Source organism: Neobacillus niacini, assembly GCF_048572935.1.
Taxonomy (GTDB): Bacteria; Bacillota; Bacilli; order Bacillales; family Cytobacillaceae; genus Neobacillus; species Neobacillus niacini.
In genome coordinates, this window is record NZ_CP183883.1 from 20,206 (window position 1) to 39,803 (window position 19,598).

At 37.6% G+C, this 19,598-nt stretch carries 23 protein-coding genes, 1 pseudogene and 1 other annotated feature; of the genes and pseudogenes, 8 read left to right on the forward strand and 16 right to left on the reverse strand.

The window, feature by feature from the left end; all coding sequences use genetic code 11:
• Nucleotides 1–33 precede the first annotated feature (33 nt).
• The gene (locus ACN6MT_RS00095; RefSeq protein WP_419954306.1) at nucleotides 34–1,071 is read right to left on the reverse strand and encodes a GGDEF domain-containing protein; all 1,038 of its coding nucleotides are present in this window, start codon (nucleotides 1,069–1,071) and stop codon (nucleotides 34–36) included.
• A gap of 175 nt (nucleotides 1,072–1,246) precedes the next feature.
• Here ACN6MT_RS00095 and ACN6MT_RS00100 point away from each other — a divergent pair, with 175 nt between their 5' ends.
• Nucleotides 1,247–1,720, forward strand: a complete 474-nt coding sequence (locus tag ACN6MT_RS00100) for a hypothetical protein (RefSeq protein ID WP_063255031.1) — start codon at nucleotides 1,247–1,249, stop codon at nucleotides 1,718–1,720.
• Nucleotides 1,721–1,726: 6 nt separating this feature from the next.
• Here the strand turns inward: ACN6MT_RS00100 and ACN6MT_RS00105 are convergent, their stop codons facing one another.
• Together ACN6MT_RS00105 and ACN6MT_RS00110 are read right to left on the reverse strand one after the other, a co-directional pair.
• Nucleotides 1,727–2,017, reverse strand: a complete 291-nt coding sequence (locus tag ACN6MT_RS00105) for a phospholipase (RefSeq protein ID WP_419954307.1) — start codon at nucleotides 2,015–2,017, stop codon at nucleotides 1,727–1,729.
• Nucleotides 2,018–2,197: 180 nt separating this feature from the next.
• Nucleotides 2,198–2,743, reverse strand: coding sequence for an HD domain-containing protein (locus tag ACN6MT_RS00110; RefSeq protein ID WP_419954308.1), 546 nt, complete (start codon nucleotides 2,741–2,743; stop codon nucleotides 2,198–2,200).
• Between the two features lie 187 nt (nucleotides 2,744–2,930).
• Between ACN6MT_RS00110 and ACN6MT_RS00115 the strand changes: the two genes are divergently transcribed.
• Both ACN6MT_RS00115 and ACN6MT_RS00120 read left to right on the forward strand, forming a co-directional pair.
• On the forward strand, nucleotides 2,931–3,233 hold the full coding sequence (locus ACN6MT_RS00115) for a hypothetical protein (protein ID WP_419954309.1): 303 nt from the start codon (nucleotides 2,931–2,933) through the stop codon (nucleotides 3,231–3,233).
• Nucleotides 3,234–3,362: 129 nt separating this feature from the next.
• Nucleotides 3,363–4,139, forward strand: a complete 777-nt coding sequence (locus ACN6MT_RS00120) for an alpha/beta hydrolase (protein ID WP_419954310.1) — start codon at nucleotides 3,363–3,365, stop codon at nucleotides 4,137–4,139.
• A 166-nt stretch (nucleotides 4,140–4,305) separates the two neighbouring features.
• Here the strand turns inward: ACN6MT_RS00120 and ACN6MT_RS00125 are convergent, their stop codons facing one another.
• The gene (locus ACN6MT_RS00125; RefSeq protein WP_419954311.1) at nucleotides 4,306–4,758 is read right to left on the reverse strand and encodes a DUF2269 family protein; all 453 of its coding nucleotides are present in this window, start codon (nucleotides 4,756–4,758) and stop codon (nucleotides 4,306–4,308) included.
• A gap of 136 nt (nucleotides 4,759–4,894) precedes the next feature.
• On the opposite strand from ACN6MT_RS00125, the gene ACN6MT_RS00130 reads away from it, so the two are divergent.
• The gene (locus ACN6MT_RS00130; RefSeq protein WP_063255035.1) at nucleotides 4,895–5,278 is read left to right on the forward strand and encodes a DUF454 family protein; all 384 of its coding nucleotides are present in this window, start codon (nucleotides 4,895–4,897) and stop codon (nucleotides 5,276–5,278) included.
• A gap of 35 nt (nucleotides 5,279–5,313) precedes the next feature.
• Here the strand turns inward: ACN6MT_RS00130 and ACN6MT_RS00135 are convergent.
• The 9 genes and pseudogenes from ACN6MT_RS00135 to ACN6MT_RS00175 all read right to left on the reverse strand — a co-directional run bounded on the left by ACN6MT_RS00135 (nucleotide 5,314) and on the right by ACN6MT_RS00175 (nucleotide 12,920).
• Nucleotides 5,314–5,824 (reverse strand): annotated as a pseudogene (locus ACN6MT_RS00135) (GNAT family N-acetyltransferase).
• A gap of 11 nt (nucleotides 5,825–5,835) precedes the next feature.
• Nucleotides 5,836–6,345, reverse strand: a complete 510-nt coding sequence (locus ACN6MT_RS00140; RefSeq protein WP_419954312.1) for a GNAT family N-acetyltransferase — start codon at nucleotides 6,343–6,345, stop codon at nucleotides 5,836–5,838.
• A 10-nt stretch (nucleotides 6,346–6,355) separates the two neighbouring features.
• Nucleotides 6,356–7,357: a glutathione S-transferase family protein gene (locus tag ACN6MT_RS00145; RefSeq protein ID WP_419954313.1), complete on the reverse strand. Its 1,002-nt coding sequence runs from the start codon at nucleotides 7,355–7,357 to the stop codon at nucleotides 6,356–6,358.
• A 286-nt stretch (nucleotides 7,358–7,643) separates the two neighbouring features.
• Complete coding sequence (locus ACN6MT_RS00150) at nucleotides 7,644–8,147, reverse strand: N-acetyltransferase family protein (protein WP_419954314.1); 504 nt, start codon at nucleotides 8,145–8,147, stop codon at nucleotides 7,644–7,646.
• 776 nt (nucleotides 8,148–8,923) lie between these two features.
• Nucleotides 8,924–10,558 (reverse strand): methionine--tRNA ligase, encoded by a 1,635-nt coding sequence (metG, locus tag ACN6MT_RS00155; RefSeq protein WP_419954315.1) that lies wholly within the window; start codon nucleotides 10,556–10,558, stop codon nucleotides 8,924–8,926.
• A gap of 60 nt (nucleotides 10,559–10,618) precedes the next feature.
• Nucleotides 10,619–10,895 (reverse strand) — a binding site (T-box leader).
• Nucleotides 10,896–10,945: 50 nt separating this feature from the next.
• A complete protein-coding gene (locus ACN6MT_RS00160) occupies nucleotides 10,946–11,092 on the reverse strand; it encodes a hypothetical protein (RefSeq protein WP_419954316.1) in 147 nt (48 codons plus the stop codon).
• Between the two features lie 84 nt (nucleotides 11,093–11,176).
• Nucleotides 11,177–11,611, reverse strand: coding sequence for a GNAT family N-acetyltransferase (locus tag ACN6MT_RS00165; RefSeq protein ID WP_419954317.1), 435 nt, complete (start codon nucleotides 11,609–11,611; stop codon nucleotides 11,177–11,179).
• A gap of 21 nt (nucleotides 11,612–11,632) precedes the next feature.
• Nucleotides 11,633–12,502 (reverse strand): NAD-dependent epimerase/dehydratase family protein, encoded by an 870-nt coding sequence (locus ACN6MT_RS00170; RefSeq protein WP_419954318.1) that lies wholly within the window; start codon nucleotides 12,500–12,502, stop codon nucleotides 11,633–11,635.
• Nucleotides 12,503–12,635: 133 nt separating this feature from the next.
• Nucleotides 12,636–12,920 (reverse strand): YggT family protein, encoded by a 285-nt coding sequence (locus tag ACN6MT_RS00175; RefSeq protein ID WP_034674374.1) that lies wholly within the window; start codon nucleotides 12,918–12,920, stop codon nucleotides 12,636–12,638.
• Between the two features lie 323 nt (nucleotides 12,921–13,243).
• Between ACN6MT_RS00175 and ACN6MT_RS00180 the strand changes: the two genes are divergently transcribed.
• Genes ACN6MT_RS00180 through ACN6MT_RS00190 form a run of 3 tightly spaced genes read left to right on the forward strand, consistent with a single transcriptional unit; the run spans nucleotide 13,244 to nucleotide 16,790 of the window.
• A complete protein-coding gene (locus ACN6MT_RS00180) occupies nucleotides 13,244–13,993 on the forward strand; it encodes a DeoR/GlpR family DNA-binding transcription regulator (protein ID WP_034674372.1) in 750 nt (249 codons plus the stop codon).
• Nucleotides 13,990–14,916: a 1-phosphofructokinase gene (pfkB, locus tag ACN6MT_RS00185; protein ID WP_419954319.1), complete on the forward strand. Its 927-nt coding sequence runs from the start codon at nucleotides 13,990–13,992 to the stop codon at nucleotides 14,914–14,916. Before ACN6MT_RS00180 ends, pfkB begins: the two co-directional genes overlap by 4 nt.
• A gap of 2 nt (nucleotides 14,917–14,918) precedes the next feature.
• A complete protein-coding gene (locus tag ACN6MT_RS00190) occupies nucleotides 14,919–16,790 on the forward strand; it encodes a PTS fructose transporter subunit IIABC (protein ID WP_419954320.1) in 1,872 nt (623 codons plus the stop codon).
• Nucleotides 16,791–16,838: 48 nt separating this feature from the next.
• Here the strand turns inward: ACN6MT_RS00190 and ACN6MT_RS00195 are convergent, their stop codons facing one another.
• From ACN6MT_RS00195 to ACN6MT_RS00205, 3 genes are all read right to left on the reverse strand, one after another.
• On the reverse strand, nucleotides 16,839–17,657 hold the full coding sequence (locus tag ACN6MT_RS00195) for a Cof-type HAD-IIB family hydrolase (protein ID WP_419954321.1): 819 nt from the start codon (nucleotides 17,655–17,657) through the stop codon (nucleotides 16,839–16,841).
• A gap of 116 nt (nucleotides 17,658–17,773) precedes the next feature.
• Complete coding sequence (locus ACN6MT_RS00200) at nucleotides 17,774–18,199, reverse strand: hypothetical protein (protein WP_419954322.1); 426 nt, start codon at nucleotides 18,197–18,199, stop codon at nucleotides 17,774–17,776.
• Between the two features lie 862 nt (nucleotides 18,200–19,061).
• Entirely contained in the window at nucleotides 19,062–19,250 is a 189-nt protein-coding gene (locus tag ACN6MT_RS00205; RefSeq protein ID WP_034674365.1) for a hypothetical protein, read from the reverse strand.
• 139 nt (nucleotides 19,251–19,389) lie between these two features.
• On the opposite strand from ACN6MT_RS00205, the gene ACN6MT_RS00210 reads away from it, so the two are divergent.
• Nucleotides 19,390–19,596 (forward strand): zinc ribbon domain-containing protein, encoded by a 207-nt coding sequence (locus ACN6MT_RS00210; protein WP_034674363.1) that lies wholly within the window; start codon nucleotides 19,390–19,392, stop codon nucleotides 19,594–19,596.
• The last annotated feature ends 2 nt before the right edge of the window (nucleotides 19,597–19,598 follow it).

A 19,598-nucleotide genomic window follows, 5' to 3' on the forward strand; every position in this document is an offset into this window, starting at 1 on the left:
ATGACAAAAAGGTTAGTGCAATGGCACTAACCTTTATTTAATATAACTAACTTGGTTTCTGCCGCAACTTTTGCATTGATATAGACCTTTGTCAGCTCGGTTCAATAAAGAATCAATACTGTCACCTTGTCTGGAATGGGTAACTCCAAAACTTGCTGTAAGCTTTCCTGCGCCCTTGAAATGATGATCAGCCACTATTTTTCTTAGATCCTCCGCAAGCTTAACCGTTTCTTCCCCTGCCGTACTAGAGATGATAATAAACTCTTCACCACCCCAACGTCCAAAAAGCTCTCGATTGATTAGGTGCTGCTGGATGAGTTCTGCTAATTCTACGAGAACTTCATCACCAATTTTATGCCCGTAATTATCATTTACTGACTTAAAATGATCAATGTCAAAGAAAATGATAGAAAAGCCTTCTCTCTTTTCCTCAAAATTCTTAAGTTTCTTTTCAAGCCATTCATCAATCCGCAGACGATTGGCTATTCTCGTTAAAGAATCGTAATAGGCGTGCTTTTTAAACATTTCAAGATCTGCATAAGTCTTAAACACATGCTGAGCATAGTAGAGAACAATAATGTAAACGAGGTTAGCAAAGTAGTACTGCCCCAGTGAATCAATCGATTCTGTGGAAAGAACATGTAAATACATGATACCCATAATAAAGGTGGTAAGAAATATTACAATAGAGTAGTATAACCCCCGTTTTGTCCCAAGGGTTAAGAAAAAGAACAAAGTGATGATTGGCATCCAGATGATAAAATCTCCAAGAGACCCGCCACCTACAACCATATAGTTACGGACTGCGTCAAAAAAAGTCGTAACATGATAATAACTAACCAGTGCCAAGTTGGAGTATTCAGTGAATGGTATAAACAGTCGTTTGTATAGGAAAAACCAACTCATGATAAACCAAATAGCAAGAATGTTATTAATGGTAAACTCAAATAGGTGTACGCCATCAACATTTTGTAACAGCGTATTTGAGATGAGAGAAATTACAATACATGGTATAACCCATAAATAGATGCGGATTTTAAGCTCATTAAGTGATTCAAATCTCGTTAACATTTGATGATCTCATCTCCCACCTACACTCCTATCACCTATTATATCAAACATATTATAAGGAAAACTATATTGTGGAAACTGTTAAAAATTTTAGTTTACGGGCAAATTGTAGTATCCAATCCCTGTATAAACCATACGCGGACGGACATATTAAAAAATAAAAAAGGAAAAATAGATGATAGGACTTTTGATTGCACTGGCCGCCTTTAATTTTTTGGGTTTTAAAACAAATAAATTACTAAGCGGGAACCAAATTCTTCATATTTGGTTATTTACGATTGCCTTTCAGGTGCTATTCGATATTTTTATTGAATTCAAGTATCATGCTTACTGGTACTTTGACAAAGAATTAGACTGGCGGGGAGTTCTCCCTCATGTGTTCCTCATTCCCCCAGTAAATATGGTTTTTCTAAATTGGTTCCCTTATAAAAAGGGATGGAAAAAACAATCCATTTATTTAACTATTTTTGTGATTACCATTTTAATCTATGAACTTATTACCCTGCTGCCTCACCCTTGGGGATACTTTCATTATGGCTGGTGGAAACTGTGGCATGCAGCTATCCTTGACCCTATACTATTACTTACCTTATTGGGTTTCTATAAGTGGATTTGCCATTTAGAAAAGAAAGCTTGTTCCAATTATTGATTTGGTCTAGTATCTGTTCTGATGACGACATGTAAAGCTGGTTTTTAACTTCATAAAATTATACATGACATTGGCGTGTCTGCCTTTTTTTATATGGGGATTTCTTTTGGAATGAAGGCATTCTATGAACGTTTTATCGCAGTAACAAGAGGAGTATCCTTTTTTTAGACAAAGGTCATGTTTATAACAGCAGGAATCTACATCATTAACAGGAGCTCCTGGACCGCTGCAGCCAGGTCCACACCAGTTATAGCCTGGAAAAATACAGAACCGAAACTTTTTTCTTCTACAACTCATATAAAATCACCTCCTTTTTAATAATATATGTAGTTGCTAGACAGTGAGGACAAGCTAGTATCCCGGCTGTATGAAAAAATCACCTTTACGTGGGCACGCAAAAAAAAGGAAATCTGTCTGATTTCCTCATAACTCAAATTGATTATTAATAAATATGTATGAAGTTACGGATCCTTTCCCCTATTTCAATTCCCCAAAAAGTCTATCTACTTCATCTCGTAATTCGGTTAATAAATCAAAATCGGATTGTACCCCCAAACTATCTACCACATTCGTGTAATACCACCTTTGCTGTTCTTTACCCGCATTAAATCTGATCCAAACCGCTTCTCCAACTTGTTCATAATCTCTTATAATGGAACGGATATTATGAAGTTTATCTGCACAGACTACAGCTCGTATATCCTCAGAGGCCGTTTTTAAAAATTCAATTGTATGTTCCTTTCTAGCCTTCCATGGAAGGGATTTATCAGGTTCTGAACTGCCTTCAACAATTTTTGCAATGTTTGACCCAAAGTCCCTTTTGATTTCATCCAGTGTCAGCGGCGTATCTTCAACGGTATCGTGTAAAATTCCAGCTGCAACGATTTCTTCATGATATCCGCTCTTTAATAACATCATGCCAACCGCAACGGGGTGAATAATATAGGGAATATCCGTTTTTTTTCGATATTGTCCTTCATGACTTTTACTGGCAATCTGTAATGCCTTTTCTACTATATCCATTTTTGACCTTCCTCTCATCGCTTCCTGACAGTCTTCTATTTTCACCTTGTTTTGAAATATTAAAACAAATCTCTTTCTTTTTCCTAAGGGTAAATGGTTATTATTTTACTTAAAAATAGTAATTTGTCCAATCACAAACTATTGTACAAGCATAATTTATAGTAGAAATGTGAAAGGAGGGATTTGAATGTCTAGAGGAAGACATCGTGAGGAAGATGTTGCAGGGGCTCAGGACCGCAACAGAGGATGCCGTAACAACGGCAATGTAGGCGGTGCTATGGACCAAAACAGAAGCCGTGACAACAGCGGCAATGTAGCTGGTGCTATGGACCAAAACAGAAACAGACCAGTTGTCATTAATGCTGACGAAGTTGTGATTCGTGCGAACAGAGTAATCATTGTGGATGAAGACAACAGAAGAAGAGACGACCACAGATGTGGCCGCAATCGTAGAAGAGACGATAGAGGAGACTCTTTCTGGTGGTTTTAATCTGTTTGTCAAAGGATAAATAATTCCGCAGGCTGGTGAGTACTTTTTGTCTCACAGCCTGTTTTTATTTCTCCTTAAAACAATATAAATATGGTAAATTAATGAATATATTGAAAAGCAGGTGAGTGGATGTTAGAAAAATTTCATGTTTATATGTCCTCATTTAAACAAGATAGAATGATAAGAGTGTATTTGCCTGAAAACTATCATGAATCACATAAATGTTATCCTGTATTGTATATGCACGACGGTCAAAATGTTTTTGAAGATGAAGGTGCCATTAAAGGGGTATCTTTAGGGCTGAAAGATTACTTGGAAGAAGAGAAGGTAGAAATCATCGTGGCAGCGATTGATTTAAATCATGAAGGAGAAGAACGTATTAACGAGTACTGTCCATGGAAAAATGGCGCTATCGCCGAAAAAATCATTGGCAAGCCAAGCTCTTCAGGCGGCAGGGGCGAACAATACTTAGCATTTATCGTAAATGAACTCAAACCGTTAATCGATGAGAAATACCGAACAATCAAGGAACATACTTCAATGGCGGGAATTTCGTTAGGTGGACTTATCTCTACATATGCTGCCTGCCGATATCCACAAATTTTCAAGCGAATTGCGGCGATATCACCTGGATATTATCGGAACCAAGAGGAACTTGAGTTATTTGTAAGAGATTCCGACCTGTCTGAAATTAAGAAGTTTTATATGGATTTTGGCACCCATGAAATACGTGATGATGAGGAGCTTAATAACGAGTTTCATGAAATGATCCATTCTATTTATGAAATCGTGAGCAGTAAAATAGCTGATACCCGATTTGAAACAATTCAAAATGGCGAGCACAACTATACATCGTTTAAAAAGAGAATAGGTGAGGTACTATCTTATCTTTATTCTGATTTGTAAGCTTAGACAGGTATGGTCGACAAGAGACCATACCTGTTATGTGGCCATAATTTTTTTAGGCACTAAGAGTCTATTATTGTTACCCTAATCCATGCTCTTTTCATTTATCGGCACAATACCAATTTTGTTACTAGATCAATCTGTATTAAGTCACCTTGGGCGTCTACTAAAATGGTTTTAGTATCATTAAAACTATAATGACAATAAAAATAGCATTTTCTAAATGTTCATAGCGGAACAGTATTCTGGATAAACGATAATATTCATCAGGAATTTCCTCACCTTTATGTGACGCTAATAAAGCCTTAACTGGTTTGGATCGAGGTGATAGAACAAGCGGACCAATTGCCAGTGCTGCCAAAAATAGAATAAGACTTGTTACATACCAGCCCATACGAAACAAACTAGGATTCAAAAAGCCCATAATTAAACCTGTGATGAGTAACAGCGTTCCGCCCACCATAACAAAAATATGCAGTTTATGTCGTATGGCATAAGAATGTCTTAACTCCGTCATCGTTTTTCCTGACTTTACAACGGTCGTTAGGATAAAACCGGGACCCATTCCCATAATCGCAGAAAAAATATGTAAAACTACTATAATTTTATAGAAAGTCATTTAATCAACCTCCAAACTTGACTTCACTATTTTAACATAATGGTGGTTGAAACGGTTTTTATGTACTTATTCTGTCAAAAAACTTTCTATTTTTAAATGATATAATATAGGAAATAAGACAGAAGGGGCAGCAAACATGCGCAAAATTATTAAATTTCTATATATCATCATCGGTTTTATTGCCCTAGGCTTAGGCGTTTTGGGCCTTGTTTTACCAGTGTTGCCGACAACTCCTTTGCTTCTCTTAGCCTCCTACTGCTTTGTGAAGGGGTCTGAACGATTCGAGCGCTGGTTTAAAGGGACAACTCTTTATAAACGCCATTTAGAGACTTTTGTCAAAGAACGGGCCATGACATTAAAACAAAAACTTTCGATCCTGCTATTTGCTGACGTGATGATCGCTATTCCTTTTTTTATCTTGGAAAGTTTTTTCGTCCGGCTCATGCTGGTCTTGATTGTTTTTTATAAATATTATTACTTCATTTATAAAATAAAAACGGTTCCAGAAGCAAAAAAATAACCGAGAGCCAAGGAGTCACCTCCGAGCTTTCGGTTTTATATTGAACGGCAATATCTCAGTGATACGTACTCTTCACCTTCTGCGTTGCCATACCCATTTTGTTCTTGTTGAAAAATAAATCCTCGTGCTTCATAGAAAGGGATACCCTTCTCATTCCCTTTATGTACGGAAACCCACTGCTCACTCGCGTTAAATTCTTCTTTCTGCTGTTTCGTAATCGCTTCAAGCAACTTGGTTCCAATTCCTTCATTGCGCCGGTTGGGATCCAAATACAACACAAAGATTTCTCCTGCTGTCTCATTGATCATTCCTCCCCCGCCAGCACCAACTACGTTATCATTTTCGACCGCTACAAAGTAGCCTCCCCAATACCTGCTGGATTTGGTTACTTCATCCAATATTCCTTTCGGTGTTGTAAAATTCACTTATGATTCTCTCTATATATTCTTTTGAATGTGTTTCATCGTATGTTGCACGATATCCTTCAGAACACACTTTTGCTATCCCTTGAACATGAATAGGATTTGCTTTGCAAATGTTAATCATGTGATAACTCCTTAATCTTGATTTAGAGAAAGTCGATAGGCTTTTACAACGATTCCATCGTCAGCAGGTTCAAAGTCGTACTGTGGCAATCGTTCAAATCCCATTGCTTCATATAATTTCATTGCACTTTCCATGAATTCTCCGGTATGCAGCCCAACCGCCTGATAGCCTTTCGCTTTAGCCCGCTTAATGCATTCAGCAACTAAAGCTGACGCAACACCTTTACCTCTCATTTCCGGTGATACAGCCAGCATTCGAATTTCCGGATAATCTAGTATTTCTACATTTCCTTCATAGGCATCGATTTTAGCTGGAAACAGGACGACGCTTCCCGCAATCTTCCCATCAATTTCAGCTACTATTCTCTCAACACCCGGAAGTGTATCACCCTCTGATAATATTGCCTGCTTAAGAGCCAGCCAATGACCTTCCGGAATTTTTGCTGAATGTTCTACATAGGCGTTGACTCTTTGCTCTCGTAAATAAGGTAATTCAGTTTCCATTGCTTCACGAATAATCATCGCTACGCTCCTAATCAATTAAGAATTTTTCTACTTTATTGCTTAAATACTGACGATTGTGTTCCGAATAAAGTCCAGATAAATCCGGTCCTTTTGGCAAAATACCATTATGGCCTTTTTGATCATTGCTAGCTATATGATTCGAGAGATGGTAATGTCTCTTTATGGCGTCAAAATCAGTGGTATCGCCAAAACCAGGTGTTTGATACAAATCCCTTAGATAGCCCCAAAGATGTGGGAAATCAACAATCCGGTTACGATTGGTTTTAAAAGCAGAATAATAAGCTGCATCAAAGCGAATTAATGTTGCATATAGACGGACATCTGAGTCAGTAATATAATCTCCAAATAAGAAACGTTGTTTCGATAAACGCTCCTCTAATTCATCTAATCTTGCAAATAAAGTATCGTACGAATGTTCATAAGCTTCCTGTGACTGCGCAAAGCCGCACTTATATACCCCATTGTTCACTTCATGAAAGATAACATCGTTTAAGGCGTCAATCTCACTCTGTAAAGATTCGGGATATAAATTTGGAGCATTTTCCTTATGAAAGGCTGACCAGACTGTCTCAAAATAGTTTGTTAGTTTGAAATAATCATTGTTCACAACCTTTTGTTCCTTTACATCCACAATCACAGGAACCGTTGGCCTGCCATCGTAATCCGGTACAGTCTTTTTATAAATTTCACTCATATAACGAATGCCTAATACAGGGTCTACCCCGTCCTCATCTAAAGAAAATTCCCAGTCTACATGCGGAAGTTTAGGCCTCATCGGGCTAGCCGTACCTAAACTAATAACCTCTTCTAAACCAAGGATCCTTCTGACAATCACTGAGCGATGTGCCCATGGGCAGACTGCAGACCATAATAGACGATATCGCCCTTCCTCAACAGGAAGCTCGCCTTCACCGAATCCAAACGGTGTATTAAATCTATTTTTCTGCCGTTTAAACGACCCATCCCCGCTTATTTCAGCAGCAAGGCTGCCTTGCTCTTTTTGTACCATTTCATATGCACCTCTTTTTATAGTTTAACTGTGATATAACGGAATGTTGACTTCACTATGTATGAAAAATAAACGGTAAAATTCCGGCTAAATTGAGGAATACCCCTATTTTCTTATAAATAAGGGGAGCTTTTCCGCTTATATGCTCCAAATCCTTCGATTTTGTCTTATTAAGAGACGTTAACCGGAATATCTCCGCTTATTTCTGCTTCTTAAGCCTCCAAATAGACATTAGCCGGAAATTCTCCGCCTATGATTTCTCTTACCTACACGAACCATACGTTCATTATAAATGCAGCACCCGATGTTCATCGTCCAAGTAAACTCCATTTAGTTTCATAGCTTTTTCTTCGTACCCGAATACTTTAAATCCAAGTTTCGTATAAAGCTTCTTCGCAGGTTCATTGCTTGCCATGACTGATAGATTTATTTTTTCAATTGCTTCTATTGATTTTGCTTTATTGATTGCTTCTGTGAGCAATGCTTCTCCCACACCAGCTCCCTGTTTCTTTGGAGTCACGTACATCGCAAAGATGTTTGCCCTGTGCTGTATTTTCTCGGCTTTTTCTTGGAGAAGCGTTACAACACCGATTAGCTCATCCCCGTCAAACGCTCCAAAAGTATAATTCCCTTCTGTCGATAGGTTACTTTCAACCTGGGCAATCGGATTTTCTCTTTTTATCGCGTCTTCATAACTCGTTAGAAAAGCTTCCGGAGCCTCCTTTAAGGCTTCTAATCTAAGATTCCAGTATTTCTCTGCGTCTGTTGAGGTTAGTTGTCTAATTTCCATGGGTTGCACCCTCCTCTTAAAATCTTATACCTACTATATTACTAAAATTCAAAAAAGATAGATAATAAAAAATATTGGTCTCTAACTGAGGGCGATTTATTGAGGAGTCGTTCATGGTGACCATTTTTCAAGTTTTATACGATTTTCGGGCTTCATGGGACCTTCATGGTGACCACTTTTCACTTTTTCAATGAGTTTTGGGCTTCATGGGACCTTCATGATGACCACTTTTCAAGTTTTCGATGATTTTCGGGCTTCATGGGACCTTCATGATGACCACTTTTCACTTTTTGGATGATTTTCGGTCATCATGAAACCCTCATGATGACCACTTTTCACTTTTTCGATGATTTTCGGTCATCACGAAACCCTCATGATGACCACTTTTCACTTTTTAGATGATTTTCGGTCATCACGAAACCCTCATGATGACCACTTTTCACTTTTTCGATGATTTTCGGTCATGAAACCCTCATGATGACCACTTTTCACTTTTTAGATGATTTTCTGGCTTCATGGGACCTTCATGATGACCACTTTTCAAGTTTTAGATGATTTTCTGGCTTCATGAAACCCTCATGATGACCACTTTTTACTTTTTCGATGATTTGGAGCTTCATGAAACCTTCATGGTGACCACTTTTCACTTTTTAAATGATTTTTGGTCATTATGAAACCCTCATGATAACCACTTTTCACTTTTTCGATGATTTTCGGGCTTCATGAAACCTTCATGATGACCACTTTTCAGATGACTTTCGGTCACCACGGAACCATTAAACAGTTTGTTTATTTAACCTCTCTAGCTCTACTTCAATTCTGCTAGGATCTATACGTTCAAATAACGGTTCAACGTCGGATAGAACGATTGGTTTAACCAAAAAAGGTTTCCAGTTTGTCTCTGAAAGATGGAGCATATTCTTAACCTTTTCGCTCGAAAACGGAAGAAACGGTGTTAAGATATGAGCAATGTTAGCAATTAAGTAAACGCAATCGGCCAGTATTTGCTTACAAGACTCTTCGTTTTCGTGAATTTGCTTCCATGGCTGTTGTTCATCAAAGTATTTATTTGAAAACCGTACCAGCTCAAATACTTTCTCCAACCCTTGTTTGAAAGAAGTCTCTTCAATTAGCTGCCCAGTTACCTCATACAGAGCATTCACTTTATCCTGTACGACAGAGGATATCGTATTTTCTGGTAAAACTCCACCAAACGATTTTGCAATAAACTTTAACGTTCGATTTACAAAGTTTCCATACGCCCCTAATAATTCACTGTTATGACTATAAATAAATTCCTTCCAGGAAAAATCAGCGTCCCGGCTCTCGGGAGCGTTAATCGTTAGAAAATATCGGATAGAATCAGGATCATACCTATCTAAAATATCAGGAACCCATACCGCCCAATTTCTGCTGGTGGATAATTTCTTTTTCTCCAAGGTCAAATACTCATTAGAGACGATATGTGTAGGTAATGGTTCCTTTCCAAGTCCAGCCAGGATTCCCGGCCAAATAAGGGAGTGGAATGGAATATTATCCTTTCCGTGAACGTAATAGGATCTAGCAGAAGCCTCCCAAAACAAAGAATCATCTTTGCCAGATTCCCTTGCCCAAAGCTTGCTGGCGGTATAGTATCCGGATACAGCCTCAATCCAAACATAGATTTTCTTTTCTTCGTATCCAGCAACAGGCACGCTCACTCCAATAGGCAAATCCCGCGAAACGGCTCGATCCTGCAAACCTTCCTTTAAATATCTCTTCGTAAGTGAAACAGCATTCTCCCGCCAAAGCTTGTTAGTCTCCGCAGTTTGTACATAATTCTCCAACTTACCTTGGAATGAGCTTAAGGCAAAATAGAAATGCTCTGTGAAGCGTGTAGTAGGCGGATGTCCACATAGTTTGCACCTGCTATTCAACAACTCAAAAGGTTCTAAAATAGTCGAACAATGATCGCATTGGTCCCCTCGAGATGGCTCTTTGCATACAGGGCAGGTTCCTTCTACATACCGTTCCGGCAAGAATTGAGCGCATTCCTCGCAATAAGTCTGCTCAATTTCTTTTTTATAGACATGCCCTTTATCAAGCAGCTCTAAAAAAATCTCCTGAACCAATTTGTGGTGATGTTCGGTATCGGTACGTGTATAGCAATCATATGAAAACCCTAATTTTGAAAAACAATCTTGGAATTCCTGGTGATATCGGTCTGTAATAACTTGCGGCTGTACTCCCTCCTGTCTTGCGCGAATCGTAATAGGCGTTCCATTACAATCGCTGCCTGAAACATAAAGTACCTGTTCTCCCTTTAAACGATAATATCTTGCCAAAATATCCCCTGGCAGTAAACTCGAAATATGCCCTAAATGCAAGGAACCATTCGCATAGGCCCATGCCCCACCAATAAAAATACTCATTCAATAAAACCTCCTATTTTCTTTAAAAAAACAAAAAAACCCCGACCTTAAACTTTAAAAGTTAAGGACGAGGTTTGATAATCCACGTGATACCACCTTATTTCGCAAATAGCTCACACCATTTGCCTTAGCAAGTACGGAGTACCCAAAATCTACTCTTATACTGTGACATGGATAACGAGTGCCAAAACTCGTCGCAGCCTACTAATACCTTTCAGTATGTTCAGTACGAAGCTCAGAGACCATTGTTCAAATGAGTGTTTTTGCTTCTTTTCAGCTGCCGAAGCTCTCTGTGAAAAAACCATGTCATTTTACTTTTTCTCTTCTTTGCCTTTATTTGTTAAATTAACCATATAGTATTCGAATAATTTCTAAAAGTCAATTAAATTATTCTTCCGTACTACCCTGATCATTATTATGATAAATGGAACCACGCGCGTTACCTTCTGTAATCACACGGTCAATATCCAGATAAGGTTTCCCGCGTAATGCATCATTTGAAACAATGGTTGTATTCTCTTCATTATTATTCATTAAAACTACCTCCTAATTGAAATGAAATATTAATTTCTCTCTAGGAGTAGTTTGTGTTATTTCCTATAATTTACTACCTATCCTTTATAGTGAAAAATAATAAAAATAATTAGATTCCTTTTTAAACCCGATTTTTTCATACAGGCTCTGTGCCGTTACATTATCATGACCTGTCTCTAACGCCACACCTTTTGCCCCGGTTTCCTCTGCAAATTCAATCGCCTTTTTTATTAACTTCTCCCCAAATCCCTTCTTGCGGGCAGACGCATTGACATATAAATCATTTAGTACCCATGAACGTTTCATACTAACCGAGGAAAAGGTCGGATATAGCTGAACAAAACCAACCGGATTGCTGTCTTCATAAGTAAGAAAAATGACTGATTCCTCGTTTGCTAATCTTTCTTTTAAAAAAGACACTGCACCTTCAAGGTTTGATTCTTGTTTATAAAAGATTCGGTATGAATCAAACAGCTCCGCCAAAGAATGTAACTCATTTATTGTTGCTCTTTCTATCATCGTAGTTCCCCCTTTATTTTTCTATGAATAGTAACGAATTAAATCTGTTAAAAGACTATCTAACGATGTAAAACGAAAGCCCATTGATTCTGCAAGACTCGTATTGATTGACCACGATCCAGGCAAATTATAGGGAGATGGATTACCCTCTGCACTTACTATTGCTTTCTTGCCAAGTAGATTCTCAATAAGTTTGATTAATTCACTCAAACTGATATCTTCCTCAGAACCTTGATTAATTGGACCTTGGTAGTCGGACTTCGCCATACTTAATAAAAAGGCTGCTGCTTCGCCTGAATCAATAAAACTATATCGAAAGTCTGGATGTTCAATAAACATCGTTCTTCCTTCTTTTACATGCTCCACATGGAAGTGCAAACGATTCGTATAATCGTCTTTTCCAATTATAATCGGAAAGCGTACAGCAACAACAGGGAACTCAGCATTCTGAAATAGGATAGCTTCTGCAGCCCGTTTTGCTTCTTGATAACCAACATACCCTATGTACTCTCTCCTAGTTTTTAAAAACGGGGTAAATTCTAAAGGGTTAAATCCCCCTTCTTTATGATTCGTTCCAAAATCATAAACTGCCTGACTGGATGTAAAGATATACTTTTTAACTTTTCCCTTTAGTGCTTTCAGTGTATCAAGAGCTTCTTGTGAGGAATAGCAGGTTTGATCAAATACAACATCCCATTTTTTATCCCTAAAAGCCTTTTCTAGTGACCCTGCATTTTCGCGGTCTATCCTCAATCGAGTAACTTGATTACCAAAGGTATCAGCTGTCAAACCTCTTGTTGCAATCGTAACCTCTACCCCATCATCGATTAATAATTGGACCAGCCTCTTTCCAACAAATTGCGTTCCCCCAAGTATTAACGCCGATTTCATCCTAATCTCCCCTTTTTGTCTTTCTATCTTTAAGTTTAACTTAATTTACCAATTAAGTGATACTAAAAAAACAGCAATAGGGCTTTACTTACAAAGAAAAGTAAGTAAAGCCCTATATGTAAGACATGTTTAATTAAAATGCACCAACCATGATTAACAATTGGCGAAGACCCTCTAAAGCAAATCTCCCGATAAAGCTATATGCAAAAATAGCAACGATTGGTGAAAAATCAATCATACCTAGCGGCGGGATAAACTTCCTAAAGATAGATAAGTAAGGATTAACCAGTCTCCCAACCAGTGTCCCTATTTTGGATGTTTGGAATTGCGGGAACCAGGAGCCAAAAATATTAATCAAAATTAACCAATAATAAATATCATAGATATAATTTGCTATTACTAAAATATTTGTGCCCAAATTTATTCTTCCTATCTATAAATTTTTTTCGATACCGCTACTTTACTTATACGTATTATACTCAATAAGGTTTCAAATATATCTATATTTTTAACTAAATCGTTATTATTTCTCATGAGTGTGTTTTTAGTAAACTATCAGAAACATTTACATTCATATTGGGAACACTATTTGTTACAAGGATGCTAAAAACGCGTCCTTTTTAATTTGGTGTTTTTTGAATGGAAAAGAATGTTTTTGAATTTTTTTGATTGATTTTAATCGTTTTTAATTGTACAATGAAAATAGAAAAAGCCATGAAAGCGTTTTAGGAGGCAGGTATGATGTTAGAGCCAGAACGCCATCAAATTATATTAGAAGCATTGAAAGTAAAAAATTCTGTTAAACTTCAAGAACTTGTTGAATTAACGAATTCATCTGAGTCAACGATTCGAAGAGACCTTATACAGTTAGAACAAGGTAAATTTCTCAAACGAGTTCACGGGGGTGCTGCTAGGCTCCAAGGGAAACTCCAGGAACCAAGTATGACAGAGAAATCTTCCAAAAACCTTCAAGCAAAACGCCAAATCGCTCAATATGCTGGAGGGTTAGTGAACGAAGGTGACTGTATTTATTTGGATGCAGGTTCAACTATATATGAAATGATTCCTTTTCTTCCAGATAATATTGTCGTTGTCACAAACGGTCTATCACATGCAAGTGAACTTCTAGAGAAAAATATAAAGACTTTTTTAATAGGCGGTTTTGCCAAACCAACCACGAAAGCCATGATTGGGCGTGGAGCATTAGATAGTCTTGAACACTATCGATTCGATAAATGCTTTATGGGAGTGAACGGGATTCATTCACAATTCGGTTATACAACTCCCGACCCTGAAGAAGCAATGGTGAAACAACTAGCAATTTCCTTATCGAGTGAAGCCTATGTAGTAGCAGATGAATCCAAGTTCTCGGAAGTTGCCTTTGCAAAAATTACCGACCTTCATCTAGCAACAATTATTACAAATGAATTAGACCCAGATACAAAGGACCAATACCATAGTAAGACTAAAATTAAGGTGGTTACATCATGATTTATACGGTTACGTTAAACCCATCACTTGATTACATCGTAGAAGTAGATCAGGTAACACTTGGTGAATTAAACCGAACAAAAAATGAAACCAAATTTCCAGGCGGCAAAGGAATCAATGTTTCTCAAGTGTTAAAAAGATTAGATGTTGATAGTCATGCTCTAGGATTTATTGGCGGTTTTACCGGCAGTTATATTGAAGGTTTCTTAAAATCACAAGGAATTCACACCGACTTCGTATTAGTTGATGAAGATACAAGAATAAATGTAAAACTCAAGTCTGATACAGAAACAGAAATTAATGCAAAAGGACCCAACATTACAATAGAAAACTTAGAAGCCTTAAAGGCAAAAATTCGCCAACTGACAAGCGAGGATACTCTTGTACTTGCTGGCAGCATTCCATCCACTATGCCAAAGAGTACGTATGAAGAGCTTGTTAAACTATGTAATGAAAATCGTACAAAGTTCGTTGTTGACGCGGAAGGTGAATTACTTAAGAAGGTGCTTCCACTAAACCCCTTCTTAATCAAACCAAATCACCATGAACTAGGTGAGCTATTTAATACCGTTATCAACTCTTGTGAAGAGGTCATTCCGTATGCGAAGGAACTTGTAAAACAAGGAGCTCAAAACGTGATTGTATCCCTAGCTGATAAAGGAGCTGTTCTCATCAATAAGGACATTGCCTTAATTGCCACTAGTCCAAAAGGCGATGTAAAGAGCTCAGTGGGTGCAGGAGATTCCATGGTAGCTGGTTTTATTGCAACCTATGAAAAAACAAAATCGATAGAAGAAGCTTTCCGTTTTAGTATCGCTGCCGGCAGTGCGACGGCATTTTCAATCGGATTATGCACACGTGAAAAAATGGAAGGCTTGCTCCCTCAAGTTAAAATAGAAAAGTCAAACCTAAGAGGAGAATGACGATGAGAATTACAGAGTTATTAACCAAAGAAACCATCAACCTTTCAATAACTAGTACAACAAAGACCGATGCCATTGAAGAATTGGTAAGTGTTTTAGACAATGCAGGTAAGTTAAACGATCGCTCTGAGTATAAAACAGCTATTATTAAAAGAGAAGAACAAAGCACAACAGGGATTGGCGAAGGTATTGCCATCCCCCATGCAAAGACAAACGCTGTTAAACATGCAGCGATTGCGTTCGGTAGATCAACTGCTGGTGTAAACTATGAATCTCTTGACGGTCAGCCTTCTCACCTCTTCTTTATGATTGCAGCTACTGAAGGAGCAAATAATACTCATTTAGAAGCACTTTCTCGTCTTTCAACGATTCTTTTAAAAGATGAGGTACGTAAACAGCTTTTAGAAGCTACTAGTGCGGATGAAGTTTTAACCATCATTAATTCACATGACCAAGAAGAAAAAGAAGAAGAACAATCCATGGCTGGCAAGAAACAATTTATTGTTGCTGTAACAGCATGTCCTACTGGTATTGCCCATACTTATATGTCTGCTGATTCACTAAAAGCAAAAGCAGCAGAAATGGGTGTTGATATTAAGGTTGAAACGAACGGTTCTGGCGGTGCAAAAAATGTTCTTACAGCAGAAGAAATCGAAAATGCTGTTGCTGTTATTGTTGCTGCGGACACAAAAGTGGAGATGAATCGTTTCAATGGCAAGCATGTATTAGAAACACCCGTTGCTGATGGGATACGTAAACCAAAGGAATTAATTGAAAGAGCATTAAAGCAGGACGCTCCTATCTATAGTGGCAGCGGAAAATCCAATCAGGAAAGCGAACAAACTGGAAGAGGCATCGGTTCTACTATTTATAAACACTTAATGAACGGTGTTTCCAACATGCTTCCGTTTGTTGTTGGCGGCGGTATCTTAATCGCTATCAGCTTTATGTTCGGTATTAATGCAGCAAATCCAGATGATCCAACCTATCATCCAATCGCTGAAGCACTAATGACCATTGGCGGCGGAAATGCATTTGCCTTAATGGTTCCAATTCTAGCTGGATTTATTGCCATGAGTATTGCAGACCGTCCTGGTTTTGCAGCAGGTATGGTTGGAGGAATGATGGCTACAAGCGGCGGCGCAGGCTTCTTAGGCGGACTTGTTGCAGGTTTCCTAGCTGGATATTTAGTGGTTGGCTTGAAAAAGGTATTGTCTGGTATGCCTGCATCCTTAGAAGGAATTAAAACCATTCTTTTATATCCGTTACTAGGTATCGCTTTAACCGGATTTATCATGTTGTTTGTTGTCAATAAACCTGTAGGTGCATTAAATACAGCCATTTCTGAGTGGTTATCAGGTTTAGGTACAGGGAATGCTGTCTTACTTGGTATTATATTAGGATTAATGATGTCATTTGATATGGGTGGTCCAGTTAACAAAGCTGCCTATGTGTTTGGTACAGGATTGTTAGCAAATGGAGTTTATGCGCCAATGGCTGCCATCATGGCTGCTGGTATGGTTCCTCCATTAGCTATTGCAATTGCAACTACATTGTTTAAAAATAAATTTAACAAACAAGACAGGGAAGCAGGAAAAGTAAACTATATTATGGGCTTATCCTTTATTACAGAAGGTGCGATTCCATTTGCGGCAGCTGATCCACTTCGCGTAATTCCTTCCGTCATGGCAGGTTCTGCCATTGCTGGGGGTCTATCGATGATGTTTCATATTGGTCTTCGTGCCCCACACGGCGGAGTATTTGTAATGCCTCTAGTAGACGGCAACTGGTTAATGTATTTATTAGCAGTTGTGATTGGTGCTATTGTGTCTGCATTATTAATGGGCTTCTTGAAAAAGCCAGTAACAAAATAGAACGAAAAAAGCCTAATTTCCCTACTCTATGGGAAATTAGGCCTTTTCTTACTTTACTAGTATTTCGGTATGGAGATTAAGCAAATGACGAACAGCATGGGCAAAGCCGTCTTCATCGTTTGATTTTGTAACGATGTCGGCTTTTTGCTGTACATGAAGCGGAGCATTTGCCATGGCAACAGAAGTACTTGCTACCTCGAACATAGCAAGATCATTACCACCGTCTCCAAAAGCGATAATTTCATCAAACTCGAGATTCATCATTTTCTGATAGCGCAATAATGCTTTGCCTTTATGTGCTTCGTTTGAAGTAATTTCAACATTATTAGGAAATGAAGAAGCCATTGAAATATCGAACTTATTTCCGAGGGCCAGCTTAACTACTTCCACTTTTTCTAGTTCATCAACGTGTGTCAGAGCAATTAATTTATAAATTTTCAACTGATCTTTTTCAAGAATTTCATCGTAATTGAATTCTTCAAATAGAGTATTGAGTTCTTCTTTACTTTTTTTATGCAGCGGGGGTAAAGTAGATGGAAATCCTCCATAATTGGTATAGACTAATATGCCAACACCTAATCCCTTTAATATTGAGAAAATTTCTTTATATGTTTCTAGCGGTATCGTCGCCTCATATAATAATTCTCTTGTTGGCGAGAATAATACAGATCCATTAACACAAAAGATAGGAATCTGTAAATTTTCTAACGCTTTTATTTTAAAAACATCAGCAAAAGCACGACCTGTGTTTAATATTACCTCATGACCTTCTTCAAGTAATTCATTCATGGTTTGCAGGTTAGCTTCAGATATATTATGTTCAGAATTTAACAAAGTACCGTCTAAATCAATTGAGTAACATTTCATCGTGTACTCTTCCTCTCCCCTATCTTTCTTAAAGACTACTATATCAGATATTCAATAAATAAAAAAAGTTTAATTCTGGAAGCAAGAGCTCAAGGACTTTAAGCATTAGAATGTCCCTAAGCTTTTGCATTTTCTCTTTCCTTTAAAATATCTTGAATGATTTCCATATGAAAAGCAGCCCATGCTTTTTCGCGAAAATGGATAATCACACTGGCAGCAAGGGCAATAATATAAACGAGACTAAACCCTGCCCACAGCCATTTTCCCTCATGAAATAAGTAGGTAGATAATTGCTTTGAAAACAGGAGCAACAACCACGGAGCTGAAGAAACCAAAATTGGTATTATTCCCGACCCGTTATATTCTTTGATCATTCGGTAATGAATCAATTGCAAGGTATGGCTATCAAGCGACTTGTAAAGAGTTTGGATTTCTTCAATTTCTTGATATTCCTTCATATGGTTAATGGCATTGCCATTTTGTAACGTTCTTTTCAAGCGTAGATAAACCTTGTGAGCATCCCCTTTTGTAGAAAACAACACAGCGCATCCCCTCCACTGTATAGATTTCCATGAGGACTATGTTTTTATTAAATATTTTAATCAAGCGCTTGATTCGTTTTTAAAAAGAAATAGTTTTTTTCCGACTACTTATTTTATTCTTTGGATTGGAAACAGGCATTAAAAAGTTCGTGTTTGTGTACGTACAGTAGTGGTTGAACAGATTACATATAATGCATTTTAGTGGATAGTATAGGGATGATGTAAGCAGTGAAAATAAAAGTTCAAAATTTACTTAATATTTCTATGGTCTTACTATCATGGTTAACCCTGCCCCTATTAGGGACACGTAACATAAAAAGATTTCTACCTGCCTCACTCCTCATCTTCCTGGTAGAAATGCTTAATGCAAGATATGGGAAAAAACATAGATGGTGGGTGTTCTATAACAAAACCAAATTACCTTTTTTTGGGGAATTACCTTTTGAAATTGGTCCGTTTTTAGCAGTCTCTTTGTGGTTTTTGAAGTGGACATACGGAAACTTTATGCAATTTATTTTACTAAATGGAATTTCAACCGCTATCTTTACATTTCTAGTCACCTATTTTTCAAAGAAATTCAGGTATTATAGATTGGTTCAAATTAACAACTTCCAATTTTTCCTTTACTTCTTTTCAAAGGCATTTTTACTGTATTGGTTTCAGTACCTTATTGAATTAAGGCGTGAAAAAAATCTTTTCAATGATGAAGAAGGTACGAATAGGAACGGGAGCAATCGTAGAAAAAGCGAATAGAAATCATAAAAAAATAGCTCAGTATTGAACTAAGCCATTTATTTTTATTGCAAAAATATTCGGTAAAAAACTCGTAAGTTAATTATGTGTCTTTTTGGTAAAAGAGATATTACTCTCCTTCGTTAACAACAATTTTATATCCTTCCTGCTTAGGACCATCTTCGTAAACTTCTCGTGATACGATGTAAAAGGTTTCCTCTTTATCGTCAGTGATTACCATCTCACTTGGACTTTTATCAACCGCTGCCGCGTCAAGGCTAAAATAACCCATACCTAACATTGAAACATCAAATGCCACTTTCATCCCTCTTTTCTAGTTTTATTGCATTTTACCTTTTTTCATGAGAGGGTACAAGCTAAAATATTTGATTATTATGAAACATTTCGGCTTCCCTTTCCGTAAATATATGGAAGTGTTCATGACAGGGGGGATTGTAATGAGCGAAAAAGGTTGTATAAAATGTGGTTCTAGAGATACGGGCCAAAAAGAAGTTGCCATGACTGGGACAGGTTTATCAAAAATATTTGATGTTCAACACAACACATTTATCGTTATCTTCTGTAAAAAGTGCGGGTACTCCGAATTCTATAATAAGAAATCATCCACTTCTTCCAATATTCTAGATTTATTTTTCGGGGGATGATA

Excerpts from the sequence above, each read along its gene's own strand:
- ACN6MT_RS00095 (WP_419954306.1), bottom strand. The coding sequence starts at position 1,071 with ATGTTAACGAGATTTGAATCACTTAATGAGCTTAAAATCCGCATCTAT.
- ACN6MT_RS00100 (WP_063255031.1), top strand. The coding sequence starts at position 1,247 with ATGATAGGACTTTTGATTGCACTGGCCGCCTTTAATTTTTTGGGTTTT.
- ACN6MT_RS00105 (WP_419954307.1), bottom strand. The coding sequence starts at position 2,017 with ATGAGTTGTAGAAGAAAAAAGTTTCGGTTCTGTATTTTTCCAGGCTAT.
- ACN6MT_RS00110 (WP_419954308.1), bottom strand. The coding sequence starts at position 2,743 with ATGGATATAGTAGAAAAGGCATTACAGATTGCCAGTAAAAGTCATGAA.
- ACN6MT_RS00115 (WP_419954309.1), top strand. The coding sequence starts at position 2,931 with ATGTCTAGAGGAAGACATCGTGAGGAAGATGTTGCAGGGGCTCAGGAC.
- ACN6MT_RS00120 (WP_419954310.1), top strand. The coding sequence starts at position 3,363 with ATGTTAGAAAAATTTCATGTTTATATGTCCTCATTTAAACAAGATAGA.
- ACN6MT_RS00125 (WP_419954311.1), bottom strand. The coding sequence starts at position 4,758 with ATGACTTTCTATAAAATTATAGTAGTTTTACATATTTTTTCTGCGATT.
- ACN6MT_RS00130 (WP_063255035.1), top strand. The coding sequence starts at position 4,895 with ATGCGCAAAATTATTAAATTTCTATATATCATCATCGGTTTTATTGCC.
- ACN6MT_RS00140 (WP_419954312.1), bottom strand. The coding sequence starts at position 6,345 with ATGATTATTCGTGAAGCAATGGAAACTGAATTACCTTATTTACGAGAG.
- ACN6MT_RS00145 (WP_419954313.1), bottom strand. The coding sequence starts at position 7,357 with ATGGTACAAAAAGAGCAAGGCAGCCTTGCTGCTGAAATAAGCGGGGAT.
- ACN6MT_RS00150 (WP_419954314.1), bottom strand. The coding sequence starts at position 8,147 with ATGGAAATTAGACAACTAACCTCAACAGACGCAGAGAAATACTGGAAT.
- metG (WP_419954315.1), bottom strand. The coding sequence starts at position 10,558 with ATGAGTATTTTTATTGGTGGGGCATGGGCCTATGCGAATGGTTCCTTG.
- ACN6MT_RS00160 (WP_419954316.1), bottom strand. The coding sequence starts at position 11,092 with ATGAATAATAATGAAGAGAATACAACCATTGTTTCAAATGATGCATTA.
- ACN6MT_RS00165 (WP_419954317.1), bottom strand. The coding sequence starts at position 11,611 with ATGATAGAAAGAGCAACAATAAATGAGTTACATTCTTTGGCGGAGCTG.
- ACN6MT_RS00170 (WP_419954318.1), bottom strand. The coding sequence starts at position 12,502 with ATGAAATCGGCGTTAATACTTGGGGGAACGCAATTTGTTGGAAAGAGG.
- ACN6MT_RS00180 (WP_034674372.1), top strand. The coding sequence starts at position 13,244 with ATGTTAGAGCCAGAACGCCATCAAATTATATTAGAAGCATTGAAAGTA.
- pfkB (WP_419954319.1), top strand. The coding sequence starts at position 13,990 with ATGATTTATACGGTTACGTTAAACCCATCACTTGATTACATCGTAGAA.
- ACN6MT_RS00190 (WP_419954320.1), top strand. The coding sequence starts at position 14,919 with ATGAGAATTACAGAGTTATTAACCAAAGAAACCATCAACCTTTCAATA.
- ACN6MT_RS00195 (WP_419954321.1), bottom strand. The coding sequence starts at position 17,657 with ATGAAATGTTACTCAATTGATTTAGACGGTACTTTGTTAAATTCTGAA.
- ACN6MT_RS00210 (WP_034674363.1), top strand. The coding sequence starts at position 19,390 with ATGAGCGAAAAAGGTTGTATAAAATGTGGTTCTAGAGATACGGGCCAA.